The organism is Corynebacterium sp. (genome assembly GCF_012837295.1).
Taxonomy (GTDB): Bacteria; Actinomycetota; Actinomycetes; order Mycobacteriales; family Mycobacteriaceae; genus Corynebacterium.
Genome location: NZ_DURI01000053.1, coordinates 1 through 26,890, shown reverse-complemented (window position 1 = coordinate 26,890; position 26,890 = coordinate 1). Strand labels below are relative to the sequence as shown.

Annotated in this window: 26 protein-coding genes; 18 read left to right on the top strand and 8 right to left on the bottom strand. The window is 70.1% G+C overall.

Going from position 1 to position 26,890, the window contains the following annotated elements:
- Nucleotides 1-74: 74 nt before the first annotated feature.
- Entirely contained in the window at nt 75-1,262 is a 1,188-nt protein-coding gene (locus GX015_RS01865; RefSeq protein WP_291342359.1) for an MFS transporter, read from the bottom strand.
- Between the two features lie 116 nt (nt 1,263-1,378).
- Nucleotides 1,379-2,257: an SDR family oxidoreductase gene (locus tag GX015_RS01860; protein ID WP_291342357.1), complete on the bottom strand. Its 879-nt coding sequence runs from the start codon at nt 2,255-2,257 to the stop codon at nt 1,379-1,381.
- Between the two features lie 97 nt (nt 2,258-2,354).
- Here GX015_RS01860 and GX015_RS01855 point away from each other — a divergent pair, with 97 nt between their 5' ends.
- The 5 genes from GX015_RS01855 (at nt 2,355) to GX015_RS01835 (ending at nt 6,824) form a co-directional block, all read left to right on the top strand.
- Complete coding sequence (locus GX015_RS01855; protein WP_291342356.1) at nt 2,355-3,791, top strand: GuaB1 family IMP dehydrogenase-related protein; 1,437 nt, start codon at nt 2,355-2,357, stop codon at nt 3,789-3,791.
- An 18-nt stretch (nt 3,792-3,809) separates the two neighbouring features.
- A complete protein-coding gene (locus GX015_RS01850) occupies nt 3,810-4,613 on the top strand; it encodes a PIG-L deacetylase family protein (protein ID WP_291342355.1) in 804 nt (267 codons plus the stop codon).
- On the top strand, nt 4,610-5,386 hold the full coding sequence (locus GX015_RS01845) for a hypothetical protein (RefSeq protein WP_291342353.1): 777 nt from the start codon (nt 4,610-4,612) through the stop codon (nt 5,384-5,386). The genes GX015_RS01850 and GX015_RS01845 overlap by 4 nt, the downstream gene beginning before the upstream one ends.
- Nucleotides 5,387-5,477: 91 nt before the next feature.
- The gene (zupT, locus tag GX015_RS01840) at nt 5,478-6,275 is read left to right on the top strand and encodes a zinc transporter ZupT (RefSeq protein WP_291342351.1); all 798 of its coding nucleotides are present in this window, start codon (nt 5,478-5,480) and stop codon (nt 6,273-6,275) included.
- Between the two features lie 63 nt (nt 6,276-6,338).
- A complete protein-coding gene (locus GX015_RS01835; protein ID WP_291342349.1) occupies nt 6,339-6,824 on the top strand; it encodes a YchJ family metal-binding protein in 486 nt (161 codons plus the stop codon).
- Between the two features lie 86 nt (nt 6,825-6,910).
- On the opposite strand, the gene GX015_RS01830 is transcribed toward GX015_RS01835, so the two are convergent.
- Nucleotides 6,911-8,050, bottom strand: a complete 1,140-nt coding sequence (locus tag GX015_RS01830; protein WP_102212371.1) for a DUF808 domain-containing protein — start codon at nt 8,048-8,050, stop codon at nt 6,911-6,913.
- Nucleotides 8,051-8,162: 112 nt separating this feature from the next.
- Between GX015_RS01830 and GX015_RS01825 the strand changes: the two genes are divergently transcribed.
- The 5 genes from GX015_RS01825 to GX015_RS01805 all read left to right on the top strand — a co-directional run bounded on the left by GX015_RS01825 (nt 8,163) and on the right by GX015_RS01805 (nt 11,370).
- Complete coding sequence (locus GX015_RS01825; RefSeq protein ID WP_291342347.1) at nt 8,163-8,621, top strand: DUF4442 domain-containing protein; 459 nt, start codon at nt 8,163-8,165, stop codon at nt 8,619-8,621.
- A gap of 54 nt (nt 8,622-8,675) precedes the next feature.
- Nucleotides 8,676-9,512: an isochorismatase family protein gene (locus tag GX015_RS01820; protein WP_366926216.1), complete on the top strand. Its 837-nt coding sequence runs from the start codon at nt 8,676-8,678 to the stop codon at nt 9,510-9,512.
- 20 nt (nt 9,513-9,532) lie between these two features.
- On the top strand, nt 9,533-10,099 hold the full coding sequence (locus GX015_RS01815) for a hypothetical protein (protein WP_291342346.1): 567 nt from the start codon (nt 9,533-9,535) through the stop codon (nt 10,097-10,099).
- A 178-nt stretch (nt 10,100-10,277) separates the two neighbouring features.
- Nucleotides 10,278-10,883 carry a CD225/dispanin family protein gene (locus tag GX015_RS01810; protein ID WP_291342345.1) on the top strand — a complete coding sequence of 202 codons (606 nt, stop codon included), beginning with the start codon at nt 10,278-10,280 and terminating at the stop codon, nt 10,881-10,883.
- A 64-nt stretch (nt 10,884-10,947) separates the two neighbouring features.
- Nucleotides 10,948-11,370: a DUF2752 domain-containing protein gene (locus tag GX015_RS01805; RefSeq protein WP_291342381.1), complete on the top strand. Its 423-nt coding sequence runs from the start codon at nt 10,948-10,950 to the stop codon at nt 11,368-11,370.
- A 16-nt stretch (nt 11,371-11,386) separates the two neighbouring features.
- Here the strand turns inward: GX015_RS01805 and GX015_RS01800 are convergent, their stop codons facing one another.
- Nucleotides 11,387-11,956 (bottom strand): gamma carbonic anhydrase family protein, encoded by a 570-nt coding sequence (locus GX015_RS01800; RefSeq protein ID WP_291342343.1) that lies wholly within the window; start codon nt 11,954-11,956, stop codon nt 11,387-11,389.
- Between the two features lie 122 nt (nt 11,957-12,078).
- Entirely contained in the window at nt 12,079-12,756 is a 678-nt protein-coding gene (locus GX015_RS01795; RefSeq protein ID WP_291342341.1) for a YoaK family protein, read from the bottom strand.
- Nucleotides 12,757-12,958: 202 nt separating this feature from the next.
- Between GX015_RS01795 and GX015_RS01790 the strand changes: the two genes are divergently transcribed.
- The 5 genes from GX015_RS01790 (at nt 12,959) to GX015_RS01770 (ending at nt 18,499) form a co-directional block, all read left to right on the top strand.
- Nucleotides 12,959-14,731, top strand: coding sequence for a BCCT family transporter (locus GX015_RS01790; protein ID WP_291342339.1), 1,773 nt, complete (start codon nt 12,959-12,961; stop codon nt 14,729-14,731).
- 56 nt (nt 14,732-14,787) lie between these two features.
- Nucleotides 14,788-15,111, top strand: coding sequence for a putative quinol monooxygenase (locus GX015_RS01785; protein ID WP_291342337.1), 324 nt, complete (start codon nt 14,788-14,790; stop codon nt 15,109-15,111).
- Nucleotides 15,111-15,674 carry a hypothetical protein gene (locus GX015_RS01780; RefSeq protein ID WP_291342335.1) on the top strand — a complete coding sequence of 188 codons (564 nt, stop codon included), beginning with the start codon at nt 15,111-15,113 and terminating at the stop codon, nt 15,672-15,674. Before GX015_RS01785 ends, GX015_RS01780 begins: the two co-directional genes overlap by 1 nt.
- 205 nt (nt 15,675-15,879) lie before the next feature.
- Complete coding sequence (locus GX015_RS01775) at nt 15,880-16,749, top strand: 3-hydroxybutyryl-CoA dehydrogenase (protein ID WP_291342333.1); 870 nt, start codon at nt 15,880-15,882, stop codon at nt 16,747-16,749.
- Between the two features lie 304 nt (nt 16,750-17,053).
- Nucleotides 17,054-18,499 (top strand): phosphatase PAP2 family protein, encoded by a 1,446-nt coding sequence (locus GX015_RS01770; protein ID WP_291342332.1) that lies wholly within the window; start codon nt 17,054-17,056, stop codon nt 18,497-18,499.
- 89 nt (nt 18,500-18,588) lie between these two features.
- Here the strand turns inward: GX015_RS01770 and GX015_RS01765 are convergent, their stop codons facing one another.
- The gene (locus GX015_RS01765; protein WP_291342330.1) at nt 18,589-19,746 is read right to left on the bottom strand and encodes an aminotransferase class I/II-fold pyridoxal phosphate-dependent enzyme; all 1,158 of its coding nucleotides are present in this window, start codon (nt 19,744-19,746) and stop codon (nt 18,589-18,591) included.
- Between the two features lie 104 nt (nt 19,747-19,850).
- Between GX015_RS01765 and GX015_RS01760 the strand changes: the two genes are divergently transcribed.
- From GX015_RS01760 to GX015_RS01750, 3 genes are all read left to right on the top strand, one after another.
- Nucleotides 19,851-21,485, top strand: coding sequence for an FAD-binding oxidoreductase (locus tag GX015_RS01760; RefSeq protein WP_291342328.1), 1,635 nt, complete (start codon nt 19,851-19,853; stop codon nt 21,483-21,485).
- A 23-nt stretch (nt 21,486-21,508) separates the two neighbouring features.
- Complete coding sequence (locus GX015_RS01755; protein ID WP_291342379.1) at nt 21,509-22,429, top strand: diacylglycerol kinase; 921 nt, start codon at nt 21,509-21,511, stop codon at nt 22,427-22,429.
- 385 nt (nt 22,430-22,814) lie between these two features.
- The gene (locus GX015_RS01750; protein ID WP_291342326.1) at nt 22,815-22,973 is read left to right on the top strand and encodes a hypothetical protein; all 159 of its coding nucleotides are present in this window, start codon (nt 22,815-22,817) and stop codon (nt 22,971-22,973) included.
- Between the two features lie 31 nt (nt 22,974-23,004).
- Here GX015_RS01750 and GX015_RS01745 read toward each other — a convergent pair whose 3' ends face one another.
- Nucleotides 23,005-24,903, bottom strand: coding sequence for an ABC transporter ATP-binding protein (locus tag GX015_RS01745; protein WP_291342325.1), 1,899 nt, complete (start codon nt 24,901-24,903; stop codon nt 23,005-23,007).
- Between the two features lie 163 nt (nt 24,904-25,066).
- On the bottom strand, nt 25,067-26,890 hold a 1,824-nt coding region (locus GX015_RS01740; RefSeq protein ID WP_291342323.1), incomplete at its 5' end, for a cation-translocating P-type ATPase.

Genomic DNA, 26,890 nt, shown 5'->3' with positions numbered 1-26,890 from the left:
GAGGAACTCTACGCCAGTGTCGCGCAGGTCACATCAGGGTGGCGGCGATTGCGGGCGGGCCGGGCTCGGCCGACTCACCTGGCCGCGAAGACCCCGGCGCGCACCTGCCCGGTGCGCACGGCTGCGGCGGCCAGCGCGATAGTGGCGATCACCAGCAGCGGCAGCGTCGGCCCGGCGATGGGCAGCAGCCAGGACAGGAGCACGGCCGTGCCCGCGCCGAGGTACGTGAACACGTAGTAGATGCCGATGGCCGTGCCGCGGCGATCCGCCGGCGAGAACGTCTCGATGTCCAGCAGCCCTTCCCGCAGGCAGAGCCCATACGCGGTGCCGAGCACGACGGAGGCGGCGATGAACAGCCACACCGGCGGCACCGCTCCGCCGAGCCCCGCCATGGACATGCCCGCCGCGGCCAGCAGTGCGCCGGCGATGCCGGAACGCGGGCCCCAGTTCCGTCTCCGGCCCAGCGCTTGCGCCACGACGCCCGACCCGAAGGCCAGCGCGGCGGCCAAGCCGGGCAGCAGCGCCCCCGACTCGAACCGGCTGCTCACCCGCGCCGCCAGCACCAGGAAGGACGTGGTCACGCACGCGAAGGTCCAGAACGCCATGGGCAGGGCGGTGGCCAGGGCGATGCCCATGCCCCGGCGGTGCGGCACGGTGCTGTGCGACGGTCCGCCGCCCCCGCTGCGCAGCGCATGCCCGCGGGCGCCGTCTCCGATGACGGCCGATGCCGCCACAGCGAGAATCGACAGCGCCACCGACGTGGCGAATGCCGCGGATATGGACGTGCTCGTCGGCAAGCCGTGCACGATCGCCCCCGACGCGAGGGCCCCGACGGCGAATCCCACGGTCAGGGCGATGCCGGCCATGGTGACCCCGGGGGTGCCGCGGAGGCGGCCGGCCCAGGCGGTGCCGGCGCTGATCATCAGGCCGACGCCGAGGCCCACGATGAAGCGGCCGGTGAGCAGGCCGGCGGTGGTGTCCCACAGGAGGATCAGGAGGTTGCCCGCCGCCGCGACGGCGCCGCCCGCGAGCACGACCGGGCGCGCGCCCACCCGGTCCGCGAGCATTCCGCCGGCCAGGAGGCAGGGCACGAGGCCGACGGCATAGATGGCGAAGGCCCCGTTGAGCAGTACCGGCGACAGGCCGAGGCCGTCGCGCAGCGCCGTGATCACCGAGGCGTAGTGGTTCGCCGCCCAACCGGCGCTGACGATCAGCGCGAGAACCGAGGCGAAGACGAGTCGACCGGACGCGGATCGGGGCACGGCGACTCCTCGGGTTCGATGGGGCTGGATGCCCGGTGGACTGACGGTTCGGCCGTGTGCCGGGCCCGATGATGGGGTGGGCCCACGGCAGGCGCGGCGGCCGACGCCCCAGGACCTTACGTCAGCGGCAGGTCGCCCCGGCGGATCAGCTCCTCGCGGTAGCGGGCCATGCCCCGCCGCCCGAGCGGCTCGAGCCTAGGCAGGACATGTGGCAACAGGCCAGGGGCCAGCATCGCCGCCCGGGCCAGCCACCCGTCGACGCGGTTGGGGAACACCTCGGCAGTGCGCTTCCCGATCACGGCGGCCACTGCGTCGGCGATCGTCTCCGGCGATTGCGGTGGCCCGAGGAACTGCAGCGCATTGCCGTCTTCGGCGACCTCGCGCCACAACATCGGGGTGTCCACGGAGCTGGGCAGCACCGACGTCACCGCGATGCCGTCGCCGCGCAGGCTCATCCCCAGCGACAGCATCGCCCCGCGCAGCCCGAATTTCCCGGCCGCGTACACCGCCTGATCCGGCATGGGCAGCACGCCGCCGAGCGAGCCGAGGACGATGACGTGCGACCGCACCGGGTTCTTCCGCCGGGCTCGTGTCCCGGCGGCCTCTGCTGATTCACCGCACTCGTGCAGCCGCCCCTTCTTCAACAGCGGCAGCGCCATCCGCACCAGGTGCATCGGGGACGCCAGATTCACGGCCAGCTCAGCCTCGACGTCCTCCGTCGTCCGCTCGGCGAAATCCGCGTTGGACACCATCCCCGCCGCATGCACGAGGACGTCGATCCTCCCGTGGCACCGGGCGACGTCGTCAAGCAATGTCCCGAGCGACGCGGGGTCCGAGGCATCGACGTCCTGCAGGTCGGCTGCCACCACCGTCGCGCCCTCGGCCAGGAGCTTGGCGACGATCCGCGTGCCCATGCCTCCCCGGGCACCGACGACCACGGTGACCGCCCCGGTCAGGCGATCGCGAACGGCATCGGGAGCATTCTGCGCGGTCATGGCCGTGACGCTACCTCCGGCGCTCGGACCATGAGGAAGGTTTGGCCGCACCCGCGCGGCCCGCGCACGATCCGCCGCCGCGCCTATCCTGGCTGCCATGCGATTCCTCGATGACGCGAAGCCCCCGTACGACCTCACCTACGACGACGTGTTCATGGTTCCGTCGCGGTCCTCGGTCGGCTCCCGGATGTCCGTCGACCTGTCCACCGCCGACGGCACGGGCACGACGATTCCGCTGGTGGTGGCCAACATGACCGCCGTGTCCGGCCGACGCATGGCCGAGACCATCGCCCGCCGCGGCGGCATGGCCATCCTTCCGCAGGACGTGCCCGCCGACATCGCGGCGGAGACGATCCGGAAGGTGAAGTCGGCGCATCTGATCTTCGAAACGCCCATCACCGTCAAGCCGCACCACACGGTGGGCTACGCCCGGAACCTGCTGCCGAAGCGAGCGCACGGCGCGGCGGTCGTCGTCGACGGGGACGTGCCGGTGGGCATGATCACCGAGAAGGATTTGCGCGGCTCCGACAACTTCGCCCAGGTGGGCACGCTGATGAGCGGGAATCTGCTCACGCTGCCCGACGACGTCGAGCCGGAGGAGGCCTTCGAGCGCCTCGTCGACGCCAGCCGCAGGCTCGCGCCGGTCGTCGACGGGGAGGGGAAGCTGGCGGGCATCCTCACCCGGCGCGGCGCGCTGCGCGCGACGGTGTACCGCCCGGCGGTCGACGCCGATGGCCGCCTGCGCGTCGGCGCTGCCGTCGGCATCAACGGCGACGTCGAGGGGCGCGTCCGTGCGCTCGTCGAAGCCGGTGCGGACACCCTGGTCATCGACACCGCCCATGGCCACCAGGAGACGATGATCGACGTGCTGCGCCGCGTGCGGGCACTCGAGCCGGGCGTGCCCATCGTCGCCGGCAACGTGGTCACCGCCGCCGGCGTGCGGGATCTGGTGGAGGCGGGTGCGGACATTGTCAAGGTCGGCGTCGGCCCCGGTGCGATGTGCACCACCCGCATGCAGACCGGCGTCGGCCGACCCCAGTTCTCCGCGGTGCTCGAATGCGCCGCAGCGGCCCGGGAACTCGGCGCGCACGTGTGGGCGGACGGCGGCGTGCGCCATCCCCGCGACGTCGCGCTCGCCCTGGCCGCCGGCGCGTCCAACGTCATGGTCGGCTCCTGGTTCGCGGGCACCCACGAATCCCCGGGCGACCTCAAGGTCGACGCCGACGGCCAGCTGTACAAGGACTCCTTCGGCATGGCCTCGCACCGTGCGGTGGAAAGCCGCAACGCGCGCGTCGGCGCCTTCGAGCGGGCGCGCCGGGCGATGTTCGAGGAGGGCATCTCTTCGGCCCGCATCCGGCTCGAGCCGGGGCGCGGGGGAGTGGAGGATTTGGTCGACGGCATCGTCTCCGGCGTCCGGTCCTCCTTCACCTACGCGGGGGCCGCGGACATCCCGTCCTTCGCCGAGCGCGCCGTCGTCGGCGTGCAGTCGGCCGCCGGTTTCGCGGAAGGAGAACCCCGCCCCGGAGTGCGCTGACGCGGATAGGGTTCTGGCATGACCAACGACGATGGACGCAACGACGGCACCGAGGGGACCGAGGTCCCGGACGGCAGCGGCAATGGCATTCTCGCCTTGGACTGGCGGGACTGGAAGCGGGTGCTGTGCGTGGTCGCGCACCCCGATGACACCGAATACGGCATTTCGGCGGCGGTGAACGCCTGGACGCGGGCGGGAGTGGAGGTGTCGTACCTCCTGCTCACCGCCGGCGAGGCGGGCATGAAGCGCGATCCCGCCGAGGTCGGTCCCCTGCGGGCCGAGGAGCAGCGCGCCGCGTGCGAGTGCGTGGGCGTCGATGACCTCGTCATCCTCGACCACCCCGACGGCCACCTCGTCGAGGGGCTCGATCTGCGCCGCGACATCGCGCGCCGCATCCGCCAGGTGCGCCCCGATGCCGTGGTCACGCTGACCTTCGAGTTCGAGGCGCCGCACGGGCTCAACCAGGCCGATCACCGCGCGGCGGGCCGCGCCGCCATCGACGCCGCGCGCGACGCCGGCAACCGGTGGATCTTCCGCGAGCTCGCCGAGGACGAGGGCTTGGAACCGTGGGAGCCCGACGTGTTCCTGGTCGGCCAGGTCGGCGATCCGACGCACGTCGTGGAGGTCGAACCCCGCGATGTGGAGGCCGCGGTGAAGTCCCTGGAATGCCACGAGCAGTACCTCGCGGACCTCCCGGGCCATCCGGCTCCGGTCGATTTCATCCCGCCGAAGCTCGCCGAGGCGGGTGCGCTCATCGGCGCCGGCAACGGGGTCGCCTTCCGCGTGTACGAGCTTGGGGGCGTGGCCAAGGAACGGGAGTGAAAACCCGTTACGCGATCTTCGCCGCCGGCGCGATCGCGGTGCTCATGCTCTTCGCGTACCTCAATTTCTCCGGGGTGCTCGCGGACTCGGGCCCGGTCGCGCGGGGCTTCGTGGCCGTCGCGCCCATCGCGGGCCTCATCGTGACGATCACGGTCATCGCCATGCTCCGCTCGTCGCGCGAGAACGGCGGCACGAGCGGAGTGGACTGGGACTCCCAGCCGATGGCGGTGGCGGTGGTGAAGGAGCTCCGGTACGCGAACGCGACCACGAGCGAAGGCGAGCTGCACGACGTTTCGGTCGACGTGCTCACGACGGACGGCCGGGAATTTCCCGGCGTGGTCCGCATGGGGCTGGACGGATTCGAGGCCCGGAAACTGGTACCCGGGACCTTGATCCCCGTCCACCATTTCGCCGGGGATCCGGAGCGGCTCGCCCCGATCGCCCGGTCGCGGCGGGGGAGCGACGACGTCGTGGCCACGCTCCGTGCCGTGCGCCGGGCATTCGGATTCGAATCGGCCGTCGACGCCCGGCTGCCGGCGGAGGGCATGCCCGCGCGTGCGACGGTGACGTCGGTGCGGCGCACCGGGGACGTTCGGCACCACCACGTTCCCCTGCGGATCGACGCGACCATCCTCCGCGCCGATGGCACGGAGCTTCCCGTCTCGGGTGAGACGTGGGCGGAGGAGGTCACCGCCGAGCAGCTGGGGCCGGGCGCGATCCTGAACGTTCGCGTCGATCCTCGCGACGAGCGCATCGTCGGTTTCCAGGCGTAGCCCCGGTCTCCACGGGCGGCGGTTTCCCGGCGAAATCCGGTCCGGCCGACCACCGGTCCCGAGAATGATCGGGTCGCGCTATGTTCGAGTCGTGGAAAATCTGTGGTTCGCCTTCGGCCTGACCTTGGCCGCGGGTCTGTCAACTGGCATCGGCGGCCTGATCTCCGTCGGCCGCCGCAACCCCGGTCCCCGGTTCATGGCCGGGGCGCTGGGCTTTTCGGCCGGCGTCATGCTCTACGTCTCCATGCTGGAGATCCTGCCCAAGGGCATCGAGGAGCTCACGGAGGCATGGGGGTCGGTCACCGGGAATTGGGCGGCCGTCGCCGCGTTCTTCGGCGGCATCGCGCTCATCGCCATCATCGACCGGCTGGTACCGGAGCCGATCAACCCGCACGAGCCGGGCATCTCCGACGATCCGGAGCTCTCCGCGCAGCGGCGCCGGATGATGAAGATGGGCACGATGACCGCGCTGGCCATCGGCATCCACAATTTTCCCGAGGGCTTCGCCACGTTCATCTCGGCCCTGGAGGACCCCCAGCTGGCCATCCCGGTCGCGGTGGCCATCGCGATCCACAACGTGCCCGAGGGCATCGCCGTCGCCGTCCCGATCCACCAGGCCACGGGCAGCCGTCGCAAAGCCCTGAACTGGTCGTTCCTGTCCGGCCTGGCGGAACCCGCGGGCGCGCTGATCGGTTTCCTGGTGCTCATGCCCTTCCTGGGGCCGGTGACCATGGGCATCGCGTTCGCCATGGTCGCGGGCGTGATGGTGTTCATTTCGCTCGACGAGCTCCTGCCCGCCGCCGAGGCCACGGGCCGCCATCACACGGCGATCTACGGGCTCATCGCGGGCATGGCCGTCATGGCCGTGAGCCTGCTGCTGTTCCTGTGATGGGTTACGGTGTCCGGCAGGAATCCGGCGGGACGCCGGGCGACCGGGGATAGGGGAGAGAACATGAGCGGCGGACCGCTTTTCACGCGCATTCGGCTTGACGACGCCGCACCGTGCCCGTGCGGCGGCGCGGCGCGCGGGCAGGGGCGTGGACGGGGCCGCGGAGCTGGGCGGGGCCGCCTGGACGGGGAAGATGCGCCCCGCTACGGGGATTGCTGCGCCCCGCTGCATCGGCGGGAGCACCTGGCGGAGACGGCCGTGGAGCTGATGGCCTCGCGCTACTCCGCGTACGCGGCGCATGAGGCGGACTACATCTGGATGACGTGGCACCCGCGCCGCCGGCCCGAGGCCGTCACCTTCGACCCCGACGTCGAATGGTCGGGACTGGAGATCCTCGACGTCGTCGACGGCGCGGCGGGGGATCGCGAGGGCGTGGTGGAGTTCCGCGCCCGCTACCGCGACGCCGGCGGCCCCGGCGAACTGTGGGAACGGTCGACGTTCATCCTGCGGTCCAAGCGGTGGATGTACGTCGACGGCGAGTTCAAATAGGGCCCGGGCCCCGGCCATCGCCGGACATGGCGATGCCCCGATAGGCCGCATCGGCGGCCGACCGGGGCATCGTGGCGGGTCGGCGGTTAGTGGCCCGACTTCTTCTTCGCGTCCCGGTCGGCCAGCAGGCCGCCCGGGGTGACGGAGCCGGCCGAGGCGCGGATGTGCGACGTGTGCTCCTGGTCGACCCGTGCCGTGGCGTCGCCCGCGGCGGCGTCCGCGGTGTCGCCGGCGTGGTCTGCGTCGTGTGCCCCGCCATGGTCGTCACCGTGGCCGTCTCCATGGCCCTTGCCGTGGCCGAAGGGCAGGAAGTGCATGATCGCGACGAGGATGGCGCCCCAGATCGCGCCGAGGATCAGCGAACAGATCGTGTTGACCAGCCACGCGAGGAACCCGGCGGGGACCATCGTCTCAAGGTGATGGACGAACTGGTACGGCGCGTGCCAGCCGAGCTCGTCGACGCCGACGAGGATGATGTGGCCGCCGACCCACAGCATGGCGAAGGTGCCGATGATGCCGATGATGGTGAGCACCACCGGCATCGCCTTGACCAGGCCCATGCCGAACTTTCCGGCGAAGCCGTCGCTGCGCTTGGCCATGGCCAGGCCGATGTCGTCCATCTTCACCAGCAGACCGACCACGCCGTAGACGAGGATGGTGATGGCCAGTGCGACGACGATGAGGATCACCGCGCGGCGCACGAAGGTTTCGTCGGCGACCTCGTTGAGCGAGATGACCATGATCTCCGCCGACAGGATGAGGTCGGTGAAGATCGCGGACTTCACCAGCGCATCCTCGTCCGCGGGCTCGCGATCGACGACGGCGGCCTCGCGGGCCGCCCGCTCCTCCTCGGTCTCGTGGGCGAGCTTGTGCGAGATCTTCTCCCACACCTTCTCCATGCCCTCGAAGCACAGGTAGGAACCGCCGAGCATGAGGATCGGCGTGAGCAGCCACGGCAGGAACTGCGACAACAGCAGGGCGATGGGCAGGATGATGACCAGCTTGTTGACCAGCGAGCCCTTCGCGATGCGCCAGATCATGGGCAGCTCGCGCTTCGGCTGGATGCCGGTGACGTACTGGGGGGTCACCGCCGCGTCGTCGATGACGACGCCGGCGGCCTTTGCGCCGGCTTTGCCGGTCGCGGCGGCGATGTCGTCCGCCGATGCGGCGGCGGCCCGGGCCAGGGCCGCGACGTCATCGAGCAGCGCCGCCAGACCGCCGCTCATCGGACGGCCCCCCGGTCACCGGAGTCAACGTTGTTCATGCTGTCGTTCATGGATGAAATTCTATGCCCCGATTCGGATCCGCGGCGGCGCACGCGTCGGTAACGTCTCCGACATGCGATGGACCCCCAGGCAACTCAAGCGATTCATGTGGATGTGGCCCCCGTACCTCGGCGCCGGAGTGCGCATCGAGGAGGCCGCGGACGACGGCACGCGGCTCGTCGTCAAGCACCGTCTGCGCCCGTGGTTCACCAATGCCGTGGGCACCGTCTTCGGCGGCACGATGCAGTCGATGACCGACCCGTTCTTCATGATCCTCGCGATGCACCAGCTGGGCCCCGGCTACCGCGTGTGGGACACGGAGGCCGGCATCGAATTCCTCAAGCCCGGCCGCGGCACGGTCCGAGCGGTCATCGAGATGCCCGCCGAGACCATCGAGGAGATCCGCGCGGAGATCGCGGGCGGCGACAAGCACCTGCGCTGGTTCGAGTGCGACATCGTCGACGAGGAGGGCGACGTGGTGGCGAAGGTGCGCAAGCGCCTGTACTTCCGCAAGTCCAAGCCGAAGGCCTGAGCCCGGGCCGATCGGTCGGTGGGAAATCCGGCGCGCATGGCATGATCGGGAACCATGAACGAGCAGGAGAACCAGCCCGGACGCCGCCCCGAGCGGCTCGATCTTCAGCCCGGCCGCCGGCCGGACCCGAATACGGCGCCGGCGGGCGATCCGGTGGCGAACCCGGCCGCCGATCCGCTGCAGATCCCGAATGATCCGTCGCAGATGACGTCGCGCCGGCCTTCCTTCGCCGACACCTACCGGTCGGTGCAGACGGCCAACGAGGAAGAGGCCGTGGAGGATCCGGAGGACCGCCCGACCACCGCGTTCGTCGTCGTCGACGCGCAGAACGACTTCTCCGAGGGCGGGTCGCTGGCCGTCGACGGCGCCATCGCCGCCTACCGCGCCACGCACATGCACCTGGCGGGCCGCGCCGGCAAGTACTCCGTGCTGGTGACCACCCGCGACAACCACATCGACCCGGGTTCGCACTGGTCGGACAACCCCGATTACGTCGATTCCTGGCCGCGCCATTGCGCCGCGGGCGAGCCGGGCTCGGAGATCCACCCGGACATGGTCCGCGCCCTGGACTACTTCGCCATGACCAATCCGCAGGCGGTGCGCATCGACGTGACCAAGGGCGAGTTCGAGGCCGCGTACTCGGGCTTCGAGGGCAAGACGGAGGCGGGGGTTTTGCTTGCCGACGCCCTCCGCGCCGCCGAAGTGACGCACCTCGAGGTCGTCGGCGTCGCCACCGACCATTGCGTGCGGGCGACCGTGCTCGATGCCTTGCGCGAAGGTTTCGACGTCGTCGTCCACGCCAACCAGATCGCGGCCGTCGACGCGGATCGCGGCGCCGCGGCGCTGCGCGAGATGGCCGACGCCGGCGCCGAGATCGTCGCGGCGAAGTGAACCGAGAGGGGAGGCTGGGAGTGGCGTCCGGGTTCGGCCACCGCTCCCGCGTCGTCGTGCGCGGTGCGGCCGTCGCCTTGGCCGCGGGGCTCGGCGCCGGGCTCGTGGCGTGCGGTGATGGGGGTGACGGCGGGGCGTCGTCAAGCGAAGTCGCCGCAGACGTGACGCCCGCCGCACTCCCGGACCTGCCGGGGACGGGCCGGCCTGCGGTGGACATGTGCTCGGCCGAGGTCGTGGACCGGATGACGGGCGCCGGGTACGAGCTGCGCACGCGGGACGAGGCCGCCGGCTGGTGCGACTTCGAGGATCCGGACAGCGGGCGGCTGGCGCTGCTGATGAATGATCCGGCGCTGCAGTACGACGTCATCGCCGCCGAAACGGAGCCGAGGCCCGCCCGCGAAACCGTCGCTCCAGAGGCGCCGGAATCGGTGTGGGTGGTCGAGGATGTGCTGGTGACGACGTTTTCCCAGTGCCTCGCCGGTGAGACGGCGCAGGATGGGATGCAGTACGTGCTGGTCACCGAACACGGTGCGGCCACGGATTCCTGCGTCGGCGCCGTCGAGGCGTACCGGACCGCCGTCGACTGACGGGGCCCGCCCGCGTGGCCCGCGTGGGCAGGGCGGGGAGCGCGGTGCACGTTGGAGTTTCGCGGAGGAAAATGACTTCGCCGCAAGAATGACTCCGCTGTAAAATAAAAAGCGCTGCGATTTCCCGATCGTCGGCACTTGTACCCCGATCACGTCGGGCACGAAGAAAGGCACTTCGATGACCAACCCGAACGACAACACGCCGAACGATCCCTTCGACTCCGGCGACGGCGCCAGGGGCGGAAACGGGTCCGGCGACGGCTCGTACGGCGGCTACGGCGAGAACTACCGCGGCAGCGGCCAGGAGGGCTACGGCCAGGGCGGTTCCCAGGGGTATGACCAGGGCGGTTACGGGCAGTCCGGCTCCCAGGGCTACGGCCAGGGCGGTTACCAGGAAGGCTACGGCCAGGGCGGCGCGCAAGGGTATGACCAGGGCGGCTACGGCCAGTCGGGCTACGGCCAGGGCGGTTACGGCGCGTACGGTGCGCAGTCGGCCCCCGCCGGCGGCAAGCCCCAGAACTACATGGTCCCCTCGATCATCGCGACCATCGGCGGTTTCCTCTTCTGCTGTCTGCTGGGACTGCCGGCCGGCATCGCGGCCATCGTGTTCGGCAACAAGGTCGACTCGCTGTGGAACATGGGCGACTACCAGGGCGCGCAGGACGCCTCGAACAAGGCCAAGACCTGGATGATCGTTGCCGCGGTGCTCGCCGGCATCGGCCTGATCGCCAACATCATCGTGTTCGCCACCGGCGGAGCGGACGTCTACCTCAACCAGTACTGATCGAATGACCGAGCACGCCCACCAGCACTCGCACCGGCACGCCCACGGCGGTTCGGCCGGCGTGATGGAGCGGGCGGGGAATTGGTTCGCCACGTCTCCCGCCGGCCCGCTCATCGTCGCCGCCGGTGCGGTGTGCGGCTGCGCGGCGTTGGCCGTCGCCGACCCCACGACCCCCGGCGGTCCGACGCCGGTGTGCCCGACCAAGACGCTGCTCGGAGTCACGTGCCCGGGCTGCGGCACCGCCCGGATGCTCTACTCGCTCACGCATTTCGACCTGTCCGGGGCGATCCGCTACAACGCCGTCGCGGTCGTGGCCGTGGTGCTCCTCGCGTGGGCGTGGGTGGTGTGGATGGGCCGCACGCTGGGCAAGCGGCTGCCCACGTGGACGACATGGAAATGGCTGCCGCACGTGACCGTCGCCGTGCTGGTGATCTGGACCGTCGTGCGGCTGCTGCCGTTCCCGCCCTTCACCGCCCTGCACGTGTAGTGCACTGGCGTCCGCGTCAGTCGAACAGCACGTCCGACAGCGGAATCGGGGAGATGTCTCCGTGCAGGTGGGAGGTCTCCACGTACTTCGCCGCGTGGGCGATGAAGCCCTCCACGGTCGCGTCGTCCAGCTCGCGGCGGACCTTCGCGGGCACGCCGGCGGCCAGCGAGCGCGCCGGGATCTCCTGGCCCTCCAGCACCACGGCGCCGGCGGCGATGAGCGAACCCTCGCCGACGACGGAGTGCGACAGCAGCGCCGACTTCATGCCGACCAGCGTGCCGTTGCCCACGCGGGTGCCGTGGATCAGCGCCATGTGGCCGACGGTGACGTCGTCACCGAGCACGGTTTCGGCGTCGGCGTCGACGTGCACGGTGGAGTTGTCCTGGATGTTCGTCCGCGCGCCGACGGTGATGGAGTTGATGTCCGCGCGCAGCACCGACCCGTAGAACACCGAGGAATCGGGGCCGATGGTGACGTCGCCGATGATCACCGCACCGGGGGCGATCCACGCCGACCGGTGGATCCGCGGCGTCTTGCCGTTGCAGGGGAAGATCAGGGGGACCTGGTTGAGGGGGTTCGCGTCCATGCCGACCATTTTGCCCAAGAACGCGTCGCCCCGCGGCCGAACGGTGTTTTCGGGGGCCGGGGGAGTGCGCGAGCGGGTCCCGCGCCCGGGCCCCGTGCTCGACGACGGCCCGCGCGCACCCGTCAGACGTGCAATCCGGCCTTTCGGCGTCGATGGCGATTGGCCAACGCCACCGCGGTTCCCCCGATGATCATGGCGGTGACGACCCACACGGCTTTGAGGCCGATCGTCGTAAAGCACCAACCGCCGAAGATGGCGCCGACCGCGAGAGCGACCCACAACAGGAAGTAGCCGATCCAATCGCGGTGCGAGCCGCCGAAGAAGGCGCCGACGAAACGCTGCGACATCTTCACCAGGGTGCCCGTCATGTACGTCAGCGAAATGGAGACTTCGCCGTCGCGCTCGAAGATGCTGTTCATCGCGCCGACGGTGAAGGACAGGCTGAGCACGGCGGGCAGCTCCTCGCCGGTAACCACCCAGATCGACGCGATGGTGGCGGTGAGGCAGATGAACAACAGGACCGCCTCGCGTGCCCGCGTCGGCGGCAAGTGGCGGTGGCCGAGGCGGCTGATCAGGGCGCCGATCATCACGCCGACCAGGAACAGGGCCATGACGCCGGCGGCCTTGCCCACGACTTCCCAGGCGCCCTCCGCGAAGGCCGCGGTCAGGCGCGTGGTGTTGCCGGACATGAACGACAGGAAGAAGCCTCCGAGGTACAGGAACCCCAGCGCGTCGATGAATCCGGTGATGGACGACAGGTACACCGCGAGCGCGCGCTCGCCGAGGCGGTAGCTCTCCACTCGAACCTCCTGGGAACCGGGCGGCCGGGTGAATGAGTGAACGGGATTGCCGTGCCGCTACGATAATTATGTCAGTGTCAACGAACCACGGAAGGCCTTACGGATGAATCCCCAGGATTCCATTTCCGCAAAGCAATCAACAGACACCGTAGACCACGAACCATCGGGCGACGCGGACGCGAAACCGCGGTCCATCGCCGATATGGGGGCGGACGGAAAGAAGCGGACGAGATTCCGGTGGCTCAAGACGGACCCGCTGATCTTCTTCGCGTCGGTCGGCTTCATTCTGGCATTCGTGGTGTTCACCGTCGTCATGGGCGACACCGCCCGCGAGGCCTATTCCACCGCCTCCGGCTGGGTGACCACGAACCTCGGCTGGCTGTTCATCGGCGGCGTGTCCGCGGCGTTGGTCTTCCTCATCGGCGTCTTCGTCTCCCGCTACGGCAACCTCAAGCTCGGCGACGACGACGAGGACCCCGAGTACACCGTCGCCGAATGGTTCGGCATGCTCTTCGCCGGCGGCACCGGCTCGATGCTCATGTTCTGGGGCGTCGCGGAGCCGATGAACCACGCCATCAACTCGCCGCGCAACCTCGACCCCATGAGCATCGAGGCCCGCCAGGAGGCGATGGGCTTCACCATCTACCACCTGGGCGTCCACATGTGGGTGATCATGGCGCTGCCGGGCCTGGCCCTGGGCTACTTCATCTACAAGCGCAAGCTGCCGCCGCGGGTGTCGTCGATTTTCGCGCCGCTGTTGGGCGAGAAGATCTACGCCTGGCCCGGCAAGCTCATCGACGCCGTCGCCATCATCGGCACCGTCTTCGGCATCGCGGTGTCCGTCGGCATGGGCGCGATGCAGATCAATTCCGGCGCCTCCCGCGTCCTGGGCCTCGCGCAGAATTCCATGGTCCAGCTGCTGCTCATCGCGGCGATCATCATCGTCGCGTCGATTTCGGTGGCCCGCGGCCTGGACAAGGGCATCAAGCTGCTGTCCAACGTCAACATCTGGATGGCCGTCGCCCTGATGATCTTCGTGCTGTTGATGGGCCCGACGCTCACGCTGCTCAAGCAGGTCGTGGACACCGTGGGCATCTACGCCGGCGAGCTGCCGCGCATCATGTTCTGGACCGACTCCTACGACCTCAACCCCGAGTGGTCGCAGGGCACGTGGACGGTCTTCTACTGGGCGTGGACCATCTGCTGGTCGCCGTTCGTGGGCATGTTCGTCGCCCGCATCTCGCGCGGCCGCACGGTGCGCCAGTTCATCGCCGGCGTCATCGCGCTGCCGACGATCTTCGTCATCATCTGGTTCTCCATCTTCGGCCGCGCGGGCTTCGAGCTGGAGGCCGCGAACCCCGGCGTGCTGTCGGAGCCGGTCGTCGAGGGCGGCGACCCGTCCCCGGCGCTTTTCATCCTGCTTGAGCAGTACCCGCTGGCGACGGCGATGAGCGTGTTCGCGCTGCTGATCATCATGATCTTCTTCGTCACCTCCATCGACTCCGCGGCGATGGTCACGGACATGATGTCGACGGGCGAGGAGAACAAGGCGCCGACGTCCTACCGGATCCTGTGGGGCGTCATGATCGGCGCGGTCGCCGGCGCCATGCTGGTGATCTCCGGCGAGTCGGGCATCCTCGCGTTGCAGGAAGTGGTCATCCTCATCGGCGTGCCCTTCTTCTTCATGCACTTCATCATGATGTGGTCGCTGGTCAAGGGCATGAGCGACGACCACATGGCCGTCCGCCGCCCGAAGACCCGCGAGTGGAAGAAGACGGACACCCCGGAGAAGCTCGCCGCCCACGAGGCCGCCCCGGCGCCGGGCTACGACGAGGACGGCAACGAGCTGCCGCCCATCGAGTACTCCTACGACGAGGACGGCACGCTGGTCATTTCCGGCGACGTTCGCATCGACGGCGAGTTCATCGACGATGATCCGGCCGGCCCCGACGCGACGAGGTCCCCGTCCTCCTGATCGCCCACGGCGAAAGGGGGCCGGGTCGGCGTGCAGGGCGCACGTATGCTGGCGGCATGATCTTCATCGTCGTCAAGTTCCCCGTGAAGCCCGAGTACGCCGACGAGTGGATGACCCACGTCGCCGATTTCACCGCCGCCACCCGCGCGGAGGCCGGAAACAAGTGGTTCGAGTGGTCCCGCTCCGTCGAGGATCCCAACGAGTACGTCCTGGTCGAGGCTTTCGAGGACGACGCCGCCGAGGCGCACGTCAATTCCGACCACTTCAAGGCCGCCATGGACACCATGCAGCCCCTGCTGACGGAGACCCCGCGCATCGTCTCCCAGTCCCTCGAGGGCAAGGACGGTTGGGACCGCATGGGCGAGCTGGAGGTCGAGTAGTGCGTTCGGGTCGTTGCGCCCGCCGTACGGGCCTTGCCCGCCTGCGGCATGGCTTTGCGACGGCCGGCCTCGCCGCCGCACTGGCGTTGACCGGATGCGGCTACGACCCCAGCACCGCCGGAAACCAGGAACCGCCGCAGGGTTCCGCACCCTCGGTCGGGGACGCGGACGTCGCCAAGCAAAGGGCCGCGCACCTGGTCGCCGACGCCGAGCAGCTGCTGCGCGCCGCCGAGCACATCCAGGCCGACGGCGCCGTGTCCGGCGAACTCAAGGCCGTGGCGGGGGAGTTCCGCGGCATCCTGGAAACGCAGACCGACCGTCTGGATTCCGAGGGCGGAGCGTCGATGCTCACCGAGGACGAGCTCCAGAAGGTGTTGGGCGCGTCCGGAGAGCAGGCGGCGGGCGCTTTCGGCGACATGCTGCGAGTGCACGTGCCGCGGCTGCGGGAAGCGTGGGCCGGGCTTGCCGAAGCCGGCGACCCCGACGTGGCCGCGGTCGCCCGGGAGTCGTCGGACCGGCTCAAGGAGCTCGCCGCGAAGCTGCCCACGCTGCCGCCGCGCTGATCGATCCGGGATCGGCCCGGGGGGGGCGTTTGCCCGGGACCGTATGCACCGGGGCCGAACGGTTCGGGGGATGGGCGAATTCCTGCGCGGCAACCGTGAATCGCCGGTAACGTGGGCGGGAGAACGTGAGCGCGATCACGACGGCGGCCCGTGAGGTTGCCGGGGATGATCGCCCCGCAACCGAAACCACGGGAGTGAACCGAACATGGCTAATGAAATCACCCGAGTCGGCGTCGTCGGCGCCGGTCAGATGGGCTCCGGCATCATCGAAGTCTGCGCTAAGGCCGGCAGTGACGTCCTGGTGTGGGAGGCCAAGCAGGAGTTCCTCGACGGCGGCAAGCAGCGCATCGAGAAGTCCCTGGACAAGGCCGTGTCCCGCGGCAAGCTCGAGCAGGCCGAGCGCGACGAGATCCTGGGCCGCATTTCGTGGACCACCTCCTTCTCCGACTTCAAGGACCGCCAGCTGGTCATCGAGGCCATCGTGGAGAACCCGGAGGTCAAGGCGAGCGTCTTCTCGCAGCTCGACGAGGTCGTGGAGGACCCCGACGCGATCCTGGCCTCGAACACCTCCTCGCTGCCCATCCAGTCGATCGCGGCGTCGACCAAGCGCCCCGAGCGCGTCATGGGCCTGCACTTCTTCAACCCCGTGCCGGTCCTGCCGCTGGTCGAGCACGTGGTCACCCTGTCCACCGGCGAGGTCCAGGCCGAGCGCGCGCACGCCTACGCGTCCGAGGCGCTGGGCAAGACCGTGATCAAGGCGACCGACCGCTCCGGGTTCATCGTCAACGCGCTGCTCGTGCCGTACATCCTCGGCGCGATCCGCATGCTGCAGGACGGCGTGGCCACCAAGGAGGACATCGACGCCGGCATGGTCAACGGCTGCGCCCACCCGATGGGCCCGCTGACCCTGGCGGACATGGTCGGCCTGGACACCGTGAAGTTCATCGCCGACGCGATGTACGACGAGTACGCCGAGCCCACCTACGCCGCCCCGCCGCTGCTCAAGCGCATGGTCGAGGCGGGCCGCTTCGGCCGCAAGTCCGGCATCGGCTTCTACGACTACTCGGCGAAGTAGTTCGACGGAGCAGTTCGACGGCGCAATTCGTCGGAGCAGTTCGCCGAACCGGTTCTACGGAGCAGTTCGTCGCAACGGCAGCCGGAGCGGTCGCCGGGGAGGCGGGAAAGTTTTGGCGGGGACCGTTGGCGTCACCTCGGGTTCATGGTCCATTAACTCCGCGGTTGACGGTTTGCCTCCGTTTGGAAAGGATTCCGGGATAAGATTCATCCGATCTCGGATTGACGGCGGCAGCCCCGCGTGGGCGCCGCGCGTTCCCGCCCCGCTTCGAGAAATCGAATCCCGCCTCAGGAGTATCCGCACCGTGAAGACCGGTTCCCGCCGTTTCCTCCGTGCCGGACTGCGTTCCGCCGCAGCCGTCACCGCCCTCGCCATCACCCTGCCGCTGGCCCCCGCCGCCGGCGCCCAGGATCTGCCGGGGCTGCCGTCCCGCGATTCCATTCCGGGCATCGGCGACGTCATCCCGGGCCTGCCCGGTGGCGCCGTGGCCCCGGAGGGCCAGGGCCAGGGCGATGCCGTGCCCGGCGAGGTCGGGGACGCGGTTCCGGGCGCCACCGGCGACGCGCTGCCGGGCGTCACCGGCATTCCGCCGATGGGCGCGCCCAGCTTCGTGCCGGGACAGAACGCCCCGGCGGTCGACGAGAACGGCGCGCCGGTCCCGCAGCCGTTCCCGGCCGACTACATCGCGCGCGCCTTCCCGTCGGACGCTTCCGGCGAAGGCGTGTTCTACCACTCGGTGGTCGACCCGTTCCGGGATCTGCAGCAGAACCATCCCGAGGTGATGGACGAGAACCTCGAGATCGTCGTGCGCATCAACAACGCCGCCAAGGACGATCGCGCCGCCCAGCTGCTGGCGCTGCAGGACGACCACGACGATCCGCTGGTCAACCTCTCCGCCGGTTTCGGCGAGAACCTCGGCACCCACTTCCGCGCGGCGGTGGAGGAGGGTCGTCTGCCGAAGATGACCGCCCTGATGTCCGGCAACCTGGCCCGCGCGGGCGGAATCGCGTCGTCCTCGTTCGCCGAGAAGTACACGTACAACTACGACCGGCCCTTCGTGGTCGCGCCGGAGCGCATCGAGCGCTACTACCGCGACAACCCGGGCGATGACGATCCGTACTCGGAAACCCCGGCCTACCCGTCGGGCCACACGAACAAGGCCGCGTGGACGGCGACGCTGATGTCGATGATGCTGCCGGAGGTCGCCCCGCAGATCCAGGCGAGGTCCTCCGAGGCCGGACAGTCCCGCCTGGTCATGGGCGTGCACTACCCGCTCGACGTCATGGGCGGCCGCATGATGGGCAACCAGGCCGCCGCGGACCGCTGGGCGGACCCGCAGTTCCGCCCGCTGATCCAGGCCGCCGCCGCGGAGCTGCGCGCGGAGCTCGAGTGGCGCTGCGGCTCGACGCTGGCCGAGTGCATCGCCGCGGACACTCCCTACCTGTCGGACGATGCCGCGATCGCGCAGTACACCGAGCGCATGACCTACGGCTTCAACCGCGTCGGCGAGGCCGGCGTCGCCGTGACGGTGCCGCAGGGTTACGCCGGCCTGCTGGCGACCACCCACCCGCAGCTCACGGACGAGCAGCGCGTGAAGGTCCTCGAGGTCACCGCGATCGACTCGGGCTTCCCGCTCGACCGCACCGACGGCCGCGCGTCGCATCTGCGCATGAACATGGCCGCCGCCATGGCGGCCGACGTCACCGTCAACGCCGACGGTTCGCTGACGGTCAACGGCGTGCGGGTCTAAACCCCGAAACTGGCGGGCCCTTCGAAGTCGCCCCCCATGATTCAACCCCCGGGAGCTTCCGCTCCCGGGGGTTGAATCGCGTCGTGGGTCTACTTCGCCAGCGCCGCGCCGATCCTGTCCAGCGCCTCCCCGAGAATCTCGGGGGAGGTGGCGAAGTTCAGCCGGACGTGGCCCTCACCGCCCTCGCCGAACGCGGGGCCGGGGTTGAGGGCCACCTTCGCGTTGTCCAGCAGCCACTTCTGCGGCTCCACGGGATTGCCGTCGCGGTCGACGATGCCCTCGACGCCGCGGAAGTCGATCCACGCCAGGTAGGACGCCTGCGGCCGGTCGAGCACGGCACCGGGGGCGACCTCCGGCAGGCGGCGCTCGATGACGTCCAGGTTGGCGCGCAGGACGTCCTTGAACTCCTCGAGCCAGGCGCCGCCGTCGCGATAGGCGGCGGTGGCGGACACCATGCCCAGGGTGGACACGCCCTCCTTGATCACGTGGGCCAGGCCGCGCCACGTTTCGTCGTCGGACTCGTTGAGGATCATCTGCGCGCACTTCAGCCCGGCGGTGTTCCAGCCCTTCGAGGTGGCGGTGACGGTGATGGTCACGGCCTCGGCGGTTGCGGACGCCGAGGCGGCGGGGACGTGACGGCCGTCGAGGACCACGGGGGCGTGGATCTCGTCGGAAATGATGCGCGCGCCGTACTTCGCGGCGATGTCGGCGAGTTCGGCGATGCGCTCGGCGGTGAACGTGAAGCCCAGCGGGTTGTTCGGGTTGCACAGGATCAGGCTGCCGGCGCCGCCGGCGAAGGCCTTTTCCACCGCGGCGGGATCGGGGCCGTCGGAAAGCGTGGGCACGTGCACGATGTCGCGGTCGGCGGCGGGCCCGACCTCGAAGAAGGGCATGTACGCCGGCACCGGCAGAACGATCGCGGAGCCGGGCCGGGTCAGGTACCGAACGGCCAGGGTCACGCCGCGCACGACATCGGCGACGGGGTGGATGCGGTCGGGGGACGGGCGCCAGCCGTAGTGGTCGGCGTACCAGTCGGACGTGGCGTCGGCGAGATCGGCGACGCTGCGGCGCGGGTAGCCGAAGTACTCGCGGTCGACGGCTTCGCGCACGGCGTCGAGGACGGCGGGGCAGGTGGCGGCGTCGGATTCGGCGACCCACAGGGGCAGCACGTCCTCCGGGTAGGCCGTCCACTTCAGGGTGCCGCGGGCGCGCAGGGTGGCGATGTCGGGGAAGGTCACGTCAGGCATGCGGCTCACCATACACCCGGCCGGCCCGCAAAGTAGACAGAGGGGTCTATGCATCTTCGGGGTCTCCGTCAACCGTGTTCGGGCGGGAATCTAAGCTGTGTCCCATGACCGACGCCGGCTCTCCGCAGCCCGTCCCCGTCCCGCCGATGCACCCCTTCCTGTGGGGTACCCCGGAAGAGGCGCGCCCGCTGGGCCGGGGCACCCGTGGCCTGCTGTCGAATTTCCTCGGCCTGAATCCGGACTCCGGGTCGCGCCCGGAGCTCGCGGATGTGCGGTTGTCCGAGCCCATGCTTGACGACGACGACCGTGCGGCGCTGGAGAACATCGTGGGCGCCGGGGCTGTTTCATCCGACCGTGACCAGCGTTTGGGTCGGGCCCGGGGGAAGTCGTATCTCGACCTGCTGGATTGGCGCTCGGGCGATGTCATCGAGGCCCCCGACGTCTGCGTCGCCCCGGGGTCGGCGGAGGAAATCCTCGCCGTGCTGGAGCTGTGTTCCGAGCGCGGCATCGCCGTCGTGCCATTCGGCGGCGGCTCCTCCGTCGTCGGCGGCGTCAACCCCGAACGTGGCCGCCACGGCGCGGTGATCTCCGTGGATCTGGCGCGGTTCCGCGACGTCGAGGACCTCGACGAGGTGTCGGGGGAGGTCACCCTCGGCGCCGGCCTCACGGGTCCGGAGGCCGAGCGCTTGCTGGGGGAGAAGGGCTGGTCTTTGGGGCACTTCCCCCAGTCCTTCCCCTACGCCACCATCGGCGGCTATGCGGCGACGCGCTCCTCCGGCCAGGATTCCGCGGGGTACGGGCGTTTCGACGACATGGTGCGCGGGCTGACCGTCGTCACGCCCACCGGGATCGCGGACACCGGCCGCGCCCCCGCATCGGCCGCGGGGCCCGACCTGCGCGAGGTGTTCCTGGGGTCGGAGGGGGCGTTCGGGGTGATCGCGAAGGTGCGGGTGCGCGTGCACCGCGCCCCGGAGGTCGTCCGCCACGAGGCGTACCGTTTCCCGGATTTCGCGGCCGGCGCGGCGGGATTGCGCGAGGTCGCGCAGCTCGGCGCGGGACCGACGGTGATCAGGCTTTCCGACGAATCCGAGACCATGGTCAACCTGGCGGGAGCCACCGACGGCATCGGGGAGGTTGACCTCGATCCGGGCTGCCTGTGCATCACGATGTACGAGGGGCCGGGCGACGCCGGAGCGGATTCCGACGTCGAGGCGCGAATGGCCCGGACCAGGGCGATCCTCGAGGCGCACGGCGGCCGCTCCCTCGGGGAGGAGCCCGCCCGGGCATGGGAGCACGGCCGCTTCGGCGCTCCGGTCCTGCGCGACGCGCTCATCGACGCCGGGGCATTGTGCGAAACCCTGGAAACCGCGACCACCTGGTCGAACATCCCGGCGCTGCATGCCTCGGTCGCCGAGGCCGTGACCTCGGCGCTGGCGCCTGCGCCCGCGTTCGTGCTGTGTCACATCAGCCACGTCTACGACACCGGCGCATCGCTGTACTTCACCGTCGTCGCCGCCCAGTCGGAGGATCCGCGGGGCCAGTGGCGGGCGACGAAGGACGCGGCGTCGCGGGCGATCGTCGACGGCGGCGGGACGATCACCCATCACCACGCGGTCGGTTCGGACCACCTGCCGTACCTGGCGGACGAGATCGGCGACGTCGGCGTCGCCATCTTGCGCGGCATCAAAACGGCGATCGACCCCGCGGGGATCATGAATCCTGGCACACTGGTGCCGTGAGTTTCGATCGCGAGAAGTACCCCATGGGCTGGGTCGACGTCGGCGCCGTTGCGCTGGTGACGAACCCGCGTGCGGGTCACGGCTGCGCCTCGCACGCCGCCGAGCGGGCGATGGCGCGCCTCACGGAACGGGGCGTGTCGGTCGTGGCGGTGCAGGGCCGCGATGAGGCGGCTTCCCGCGATCTGTTGGCCGAAGTTGCCGCCGATGAGCGCGTCGACGCCCTCGTGGTGGTCGGCGGCGACGGCATGATCAACCTCGCGCTGCAGGTGCAGGCGGGCACCGGTCTCCCGCTGGGGATCATCCCGGCCGGCACGGGCAACGACCACGCCCGCGAGTACCACCTGCCCAGTTCGCCGGAAGCGGCGGCCGACGTGGTCGCCGACGGTTTCGCCATCACCACCGACCTCGGGCGGATCACGGCCGACGACGGGACGTCGCGCTGGTTCGGCACCGTCATGTGCTCGGGGTTCGACTCCCTGGTTTCGGACCGGGTGAATTCGATGACCTGGCCCCACGGGCGGATGCGGTACAACCTGGCCATCGTCGCGGAGTTCCTCAACTTCCACTCGCTGCCGTTCCGCATCACCCTCGACGATGGCACGGTGCTCGACGATCCGGTGACGTTGGCCGCGTTCGGCAACACCCGCAGTTACGGCGGCGGGATGAAGATCTGCCCGACCGCGGACCACTCGGATGGGCTTCTCGACGTCACGGTGGTCGGCCGCGCGTCGCGGACTAAAGCGGCGCTGACGTTTTCCAAGGTCTTCACCGGCGAGCACGTCGAGGTCGACGAAGTCACCGTCCACCGCACCCGCAGCGCGCGCGTCGAGTTTCTCGGCGTCGGCGGGCACCGCGCCTACGCCGACGGGGACGTCATGGCCCTCCTACCCGTCACCGTCGAAGCGGTGCCGGCGGCCGGCCGCTACCTCGTGCCGCGGCCGTGACGCTCCCGCACGGCAGCGGGGAGTGACGCGCCGGAGCGCCCGCGCTCCTACGCCACCGCAGGGGCGTGATTCGATTCACGCTGAATTTTTCGGGGGAGGGGGTTGGTGCGGGCCCCGAAATAGACTAAGTTGTTCATTAGCCGCCGGGGACGACCCCGGCCACCCGCCGGGGAATCCGGCCCGGGAACGCCACATCGACGGAAGGGAGCACCCGATGGTCCACGCGAACACTCATCGTGCGGTTCCGTCGCCCTCGATGTGTTGCTGTCACCCGTCCGCGCCGCGACCCTAGCGCGCCCCTTCCGGGCTCCTGCGGTTGTCGCGCGGACGTACTCGTCGCAAAGCGAAAGACAGCCCGCACACGAATTCCCGGAGACTCCCAGCCATGACCGCCGCACTGGCCGCCCCCGCCGCCCAGCATCAGGACGCAGCCGCCGACGCGTTCACCTTCGCCGACTACGTCACGCTCTTCGCCTACGACGGCCCCCGCCGCCCCGAAATCCTGGGCAACGAGCTCGTGTCCTGGGCCGGCCGCGCCGCGTAGGGCGGCCCGCCCAGCTTCCCGGCGCCGCCCGCTAGACCTCCAGGCCGTACTTCTTCAGGCGCTTGCGATCGGCCGCCGACGCCGACGCGGTGAGCTTGAGCAGCTCGGCGTAGATGCCGCCGGACACCGCCAGCTCGGCGGGGGAGCCGACCTCGCCGACGCGGCCCCGGTCGAGGGTGACGATGGTGTCGACGTTCGAGATCGTCGACAGACGGTGGGCGATGATGACCGTCGTGCGGCCCTCCATGAGCTTCTCCAGGCCGCGCTGCACCTCGCGCTCGGCCTTGGTGTCCAGCGCGGAGGTCGCCTCGTCGAGCAGCAGCACCGGAGCGTCCTTGAGGATCGCCCGCGCGATGGCCACGCGCTGCTTCTGCCCGCCGGACAGTTTCAGGCCGCGCTCGCCGATCGTGGTGTCGTAGCCGTCGGGGAAGCGGCGGATGAACCCGTCGGCGTTGGCGCGGCGCGCGGCGTCCTCGATCTGGGCGTCGGTGGCGTCGGGCCGGCCGTAGGCGATGTTCTCGCGGATGGTGCCGGAGAACAGCGCCGCGTCCTGGAACACCACGCCGACCGAATTGCGCAGTTCGTCCATGTCGACGTCGCGCACGTCGGCGCCGCACACCTTCAGCGTGCCGTCGGTGGGCTGGTAGAAGCCGAGCAGGAGATTGACCAGCGTCGACTTGCCGCCGCCGGATTCACCGACGAGCGCGACCTTCTCGCCGCGCCCGGCCGTGAACGTCACGCCCTCGAGGACCGGGTTGCCCTCCTCGTACGCGAAGGACACGTCGTCCAGATCGATGACGGGCGAGCCGTCGGCGGGCGGGGCCAGGCGGGCCGGGGCGGTGCGGGCTGCCGCGCCGTCCTCGCCCTCGCTTGACGACGACCCGGCGCTTGCGTTTCCGCCGCCGTCGGTGGCGGCGGCCGCGACGAGTTCCTTCGGCGCGGACGCCTCCGGTTCGAGCGCCATGACGTCGAAGTAGTCGCGGGAACCGGCGACGGCGCGCTGCGCGGCGTCGACGAGGAAGCTCATCATCATCGCCGGCTGACGGGCCATGTTCACCAGCTGGATGAGCATGACCATGGTGCCGATGGTGAAGTCTCCGTGGAGCGTGCGCAAGAACAGCAGCAGGTAGATGCCGAAGAAGATGAGGTTGAGCAGGCCGCCGCGCAGGGCGTCCATGCGGTGCCACCACGACGACTGCTCGCGGGTCAGGCCCACGGTGCGGTCGTAATGGCCGGCGAAATCATCGACCTCGCGGACCTCGGCGGTGAAGGAGCGGACGACCTTGACCTGGCCGACGACCTCGGCGAACCTGCCGCCGGCGATGTCGACCTGCTCGTTCTTCTTGCCCTCGATCTTCTGCCAGCGCTTCGACGTCAGCGTGGTCAGCCACATGTAGGTGGGGAAGACCGTCGCCAGCAGCAGCGCCAGCGGCCAGTAGTGCCAACCGGTGATGCCGAGCACCGCGAAGACGGTGAGCAGCATGGGGAAGAAGTTGTTGGAGAACGACTGCAGGAACTGCGTGACGTTGGTGATCGACCGTTCCAGGCGGGCGATGATGGTGCCCGTGACCTGGTCGTCGAAGTAGCGCTGCGGCAGCGACAGGAGCTTGGCGAAGTAGCGGGTGGACAGAATCTCGCGCATGCGGGAGGTCATCACGTCGCCGAGGTAGCCGCCTATGTTGTGCACGACCGTCTGCACCAGGTCCGCGATGAGCAGGCCGATGGCCAACCAGACGATCGCCGTCACCGCGCGGGCGACCGTGTCCGGGTCACCGGCACCGATGGCGTCGACGATGGTGTCCGTGGCGTCGCGGATCAAGAACGGGCTGACCAGCGAGGCGATCGCGGTGCCGATCGAGCTGATGACGATGCCCACGTAGAAGGGCCACAGCACCTTGGTGGTGCCGAGGATCCTGGCGAGATAATTCACGGGAGGGCTCCTGTCGGGGGTGGAGGCAGGCGGGGCATTGATCCGGGAACCGGCCCAGGGGCGGGTGCGGGGGTTGCCGCGCGGCCGCGAACGGCCAACCCCATATAACCCGGGCCCGGTGAAGGGTATTCCCTCGGGCCGGGTGATGCCCGGCACCCGGGAGTCAGATCTTCGCCTTCGCCGCCCTGAGCCCGTTGAGGATGACCACCACTTCCGCGACTTCGTGGATGAACACCACCGCCGCCAGGCCGAGGACGCCGGTCAGTGCCAGCGGCAGCAGCCCCACGATGATGAGCAGGGACAGGCCGATGTTCTGCTCCATGATCCGGCGGCCGCGGCGGGCATGTTCCAGAGCCTTGGGCAGCAACCGCAGGTCATGGCCGGTGAACGCAACGTCGGCGGACTCGACGGCGGCATCGGAGCCGGTGGCGCCCATGGCGATGCCGATGTCGGCCGAGGCCAGCGCGGGCGCGTCGTTGATGCCGTCGCCGATCATGGCGACGCCCTGGCCGCGGCCGTGCCCGGCGGCGGCCAGCTCCGTCACGGCATCGGATTTGTCGCGCGGGGCCAGTTCGGCGCGGACGTCGCCGATGCCGACCTGCTTTGCCAGCGCATGCGCGGCACGGCGGTTGTCGCCGGTGAGCATGGTGACGCCGATGCCGGCGCGCTCGAGTGCGGCGACGGTCTCGGCGGCTTCGGGGCGCAGTTCATCGCGCACGGCGATGATGCCCGCGGGTTCGCCGTCCCGGTGGACCACGACCACGGTGTTGCCGTCGGCTTCGAGCCGGTGCACCTCGTCGCGGAGATCGCCGGGGTCGAGGTTGCGCGGGCTGCCGACGGCGATGGCCGTGCCCCCGACGGTGCCCGTCAGTCCCGTGCCCGCACGTTCCCGCACATCGACCGCGATCGGGGGTTCGGTGGTGGCCGCTCGTTCGGCCGCATCGACTCGTTCGGTGGCGCCGTCGGCCCCGGGTGTTCCGGCCTCCCGTCGGAGAGCTCCCGCCGTGATGGCGGCGGCCAAGGGGTGCGTCGAATGCCGTTCCAGGGCCGCCGCACAGTCCAGGACGTCATCGGCGGTGACGCCCCGCTCGCGCATGGGCTTCGACGCGATGGCGGCGGTGACCGTCGGTTCGTTGCGGGTCAGGGTGCCTGTCTTGTCGATGGCGACGCGGCCGATCGCGCCGAGCCGCTCGAACGCGGCACCGGACTTCACCACGACGCCGAAGCGGCTGGCCGCGCCGATGGCCGAAATCACGGTCACCGGCACCGAAATGGCCAGCGCGCACGGGGAGGCGGCCACCAGCACCACCAGGGCCCGGGTGATCCACTCGACCGGATCGCCGAGCAGGGAACCGATGATCGCCACGACCGCCGCCAGCACGAGCACGCCGGGCACCAATGGCCGGGCGATGCGGTCGGCGATGCGGGCGCGGTCGCCCTTCTCCGCCTGGGCGTCCTCGACCAGGCGCACCACGGCGGTCAGGGAATTGTCGTCGCCGGGCGCGGTCGCCGTCACCGTCATCGGGGCGCCGACCGCGATGACGCCGGCCATGATCTCGTCGCCGGCGGCGACCTCCACGGGGATCGACTCGCCCGTCACGGATGAGGAATCGACGGTGGCGTAAGCGTCGTCAAGCAAAGAATCCGTGGGCACCCGCCCACCCGCGGGCACCGCCAACCGCATGCCGGGACGGATCTCGCGCGCGGGGATGGTGCGGCGCGAACCGCAATCCGGGTCGATCACCGTCGCCGTGTCGGGGATGAGGGAGAGCAGCGAACGCAGGCCGCGGCGGGCGCGGTCCATCGCCTTGTCCTCGAGAGCCTCCGAGATGGAGTACAGGAACGCCAGGGCCGCGGCCTCGGCGACGTACCCGAGGAGGACGGCGCCGATGGCGCTGATGGTCATGAGCAGACCGATGCCGAGGCGGCGATGCCGGAACAGGCCGGTCAGCGCGCCGGGCACGAACGTCGACGCGCCGAGCAGCAG

Bases quoted from the DNA above. Each gene is read 5' to 3' on its own strand.
- GX015_RS01760 (WP_291342328.1), top strand. From the start codon at position 19,851: ATGACCGACGCCGGCTCTCCGCAGCCCGTCCCCGTCCCGCCGATGCAC.
- GX015_RS01785 (WP_291342337.1), top strand. From the start codon at position 14,788: ATGATCTTCATCGTCGTCAAGTTCCCCGTGAAGCCCGAGTACGCCGAC.
- GX015_RS01765 (WP_291342330.1), bottom strand. From the start codon at position 19,746: ATGCCTGACGTGACCTTCCCCGACATCGCCACCCTGCGCGCCCGCGGC.
- GX015_RS01860 (WP_291342357.1), bottom strand. From the start codon at position 2,257: ATGACCGCGCAGAATGCTCCCGATGCCGTTCGCGATCGCCTGACCGGG.
- GX015_RS01805 (WP_291342381.1), top strand. From the start codon at position 10,948: ATGGAGCGGGCGGGGAATTGGTTCGCCACGTCTCCCGCCGGCCCGCTC.
- GX015_RS01820 (WP_366926216.1), top strand. From the start codon at position 8,676: ATGAACGAGCAGGAGAACCAGCCCGGACGCCGCCCCGAGCGGCTCGAT.
- GX015_RS01835 (WP_291342349.1), top strand. From the start codon at position 6,339: ATGAGCGGCGGACCGCTTTTCACGCGCATTCGGCTTGACGACGCCGCA.
- GX015_RS01830 (WP_102212371.1), bottom strand. From the start codon at position 8,050: ATGAGCGGCGGTCTGGCGGCGCTGCTCGATGACGTCGCGGCCCTGGCC.
- GX015_RS01755 (WP_291342379.1), top strand. From the start codon at position 21,509: ATGGGCTGGGTCGACGTCGGCGCCGTTGCGCTGGTGACGAACCCGCGT.
- GX015_RS01750 (WP_291342326.1), top strand. From the start codon at position 22,815: ATGACCGCCGCACTGGCCGCCCCCGCCGCCCAGCATCAGGACGCAGCC.
- GX015_RS01850 (WP_291342355.1), top strand. From the start codon at position 3,810: ATGACCAACGACGATGGACGCAACGACGGCACCGAGGGGACCGAGGTC.
- GX015_RS01810 (WP_291342345.1), top strand. From the start codon at position 10,278: ATGACCAACCCGAACGACAACACGCCGAACGATCCCTTCGACTCCGGC.
- GX015_RS01790 (WP_291342339.1), top strand. From the start codon at position 12,959: ATGGGGGCGGACGGAAAGAAGCGGACGAGATTCCGGTGGCTCAAGACG.
- GX015_RS01775 (WP_291342333.1), top strand. From the start codon at position 15,880: ATGGCTAATGAAATCACCCGAGTCGGCGTCGTCGGCGCCGGTCAGATG.
- GX015_RS01825 (WP_291342347.1), top strand. From the start codon at position 8,163: ATGCGATGGACCCCCAGGCAACTCAAGCGATTCATGTGGATGTGGCCC.
- GX015_RS01855 (WP_291342356.1), top strand. From the start codon at position 2,355: ATGCGATTCCTCGATGACGCGAAGCCCCCGTACGACCTCACCTACGAC.
- GX015_RS01800 (WP_291342343.1), bottom strand. From the start codon at position 11,956: ATGGACGCGAACCCCCTCAACCAGGTCCCCCTGATCTTCCCCTGCAAC.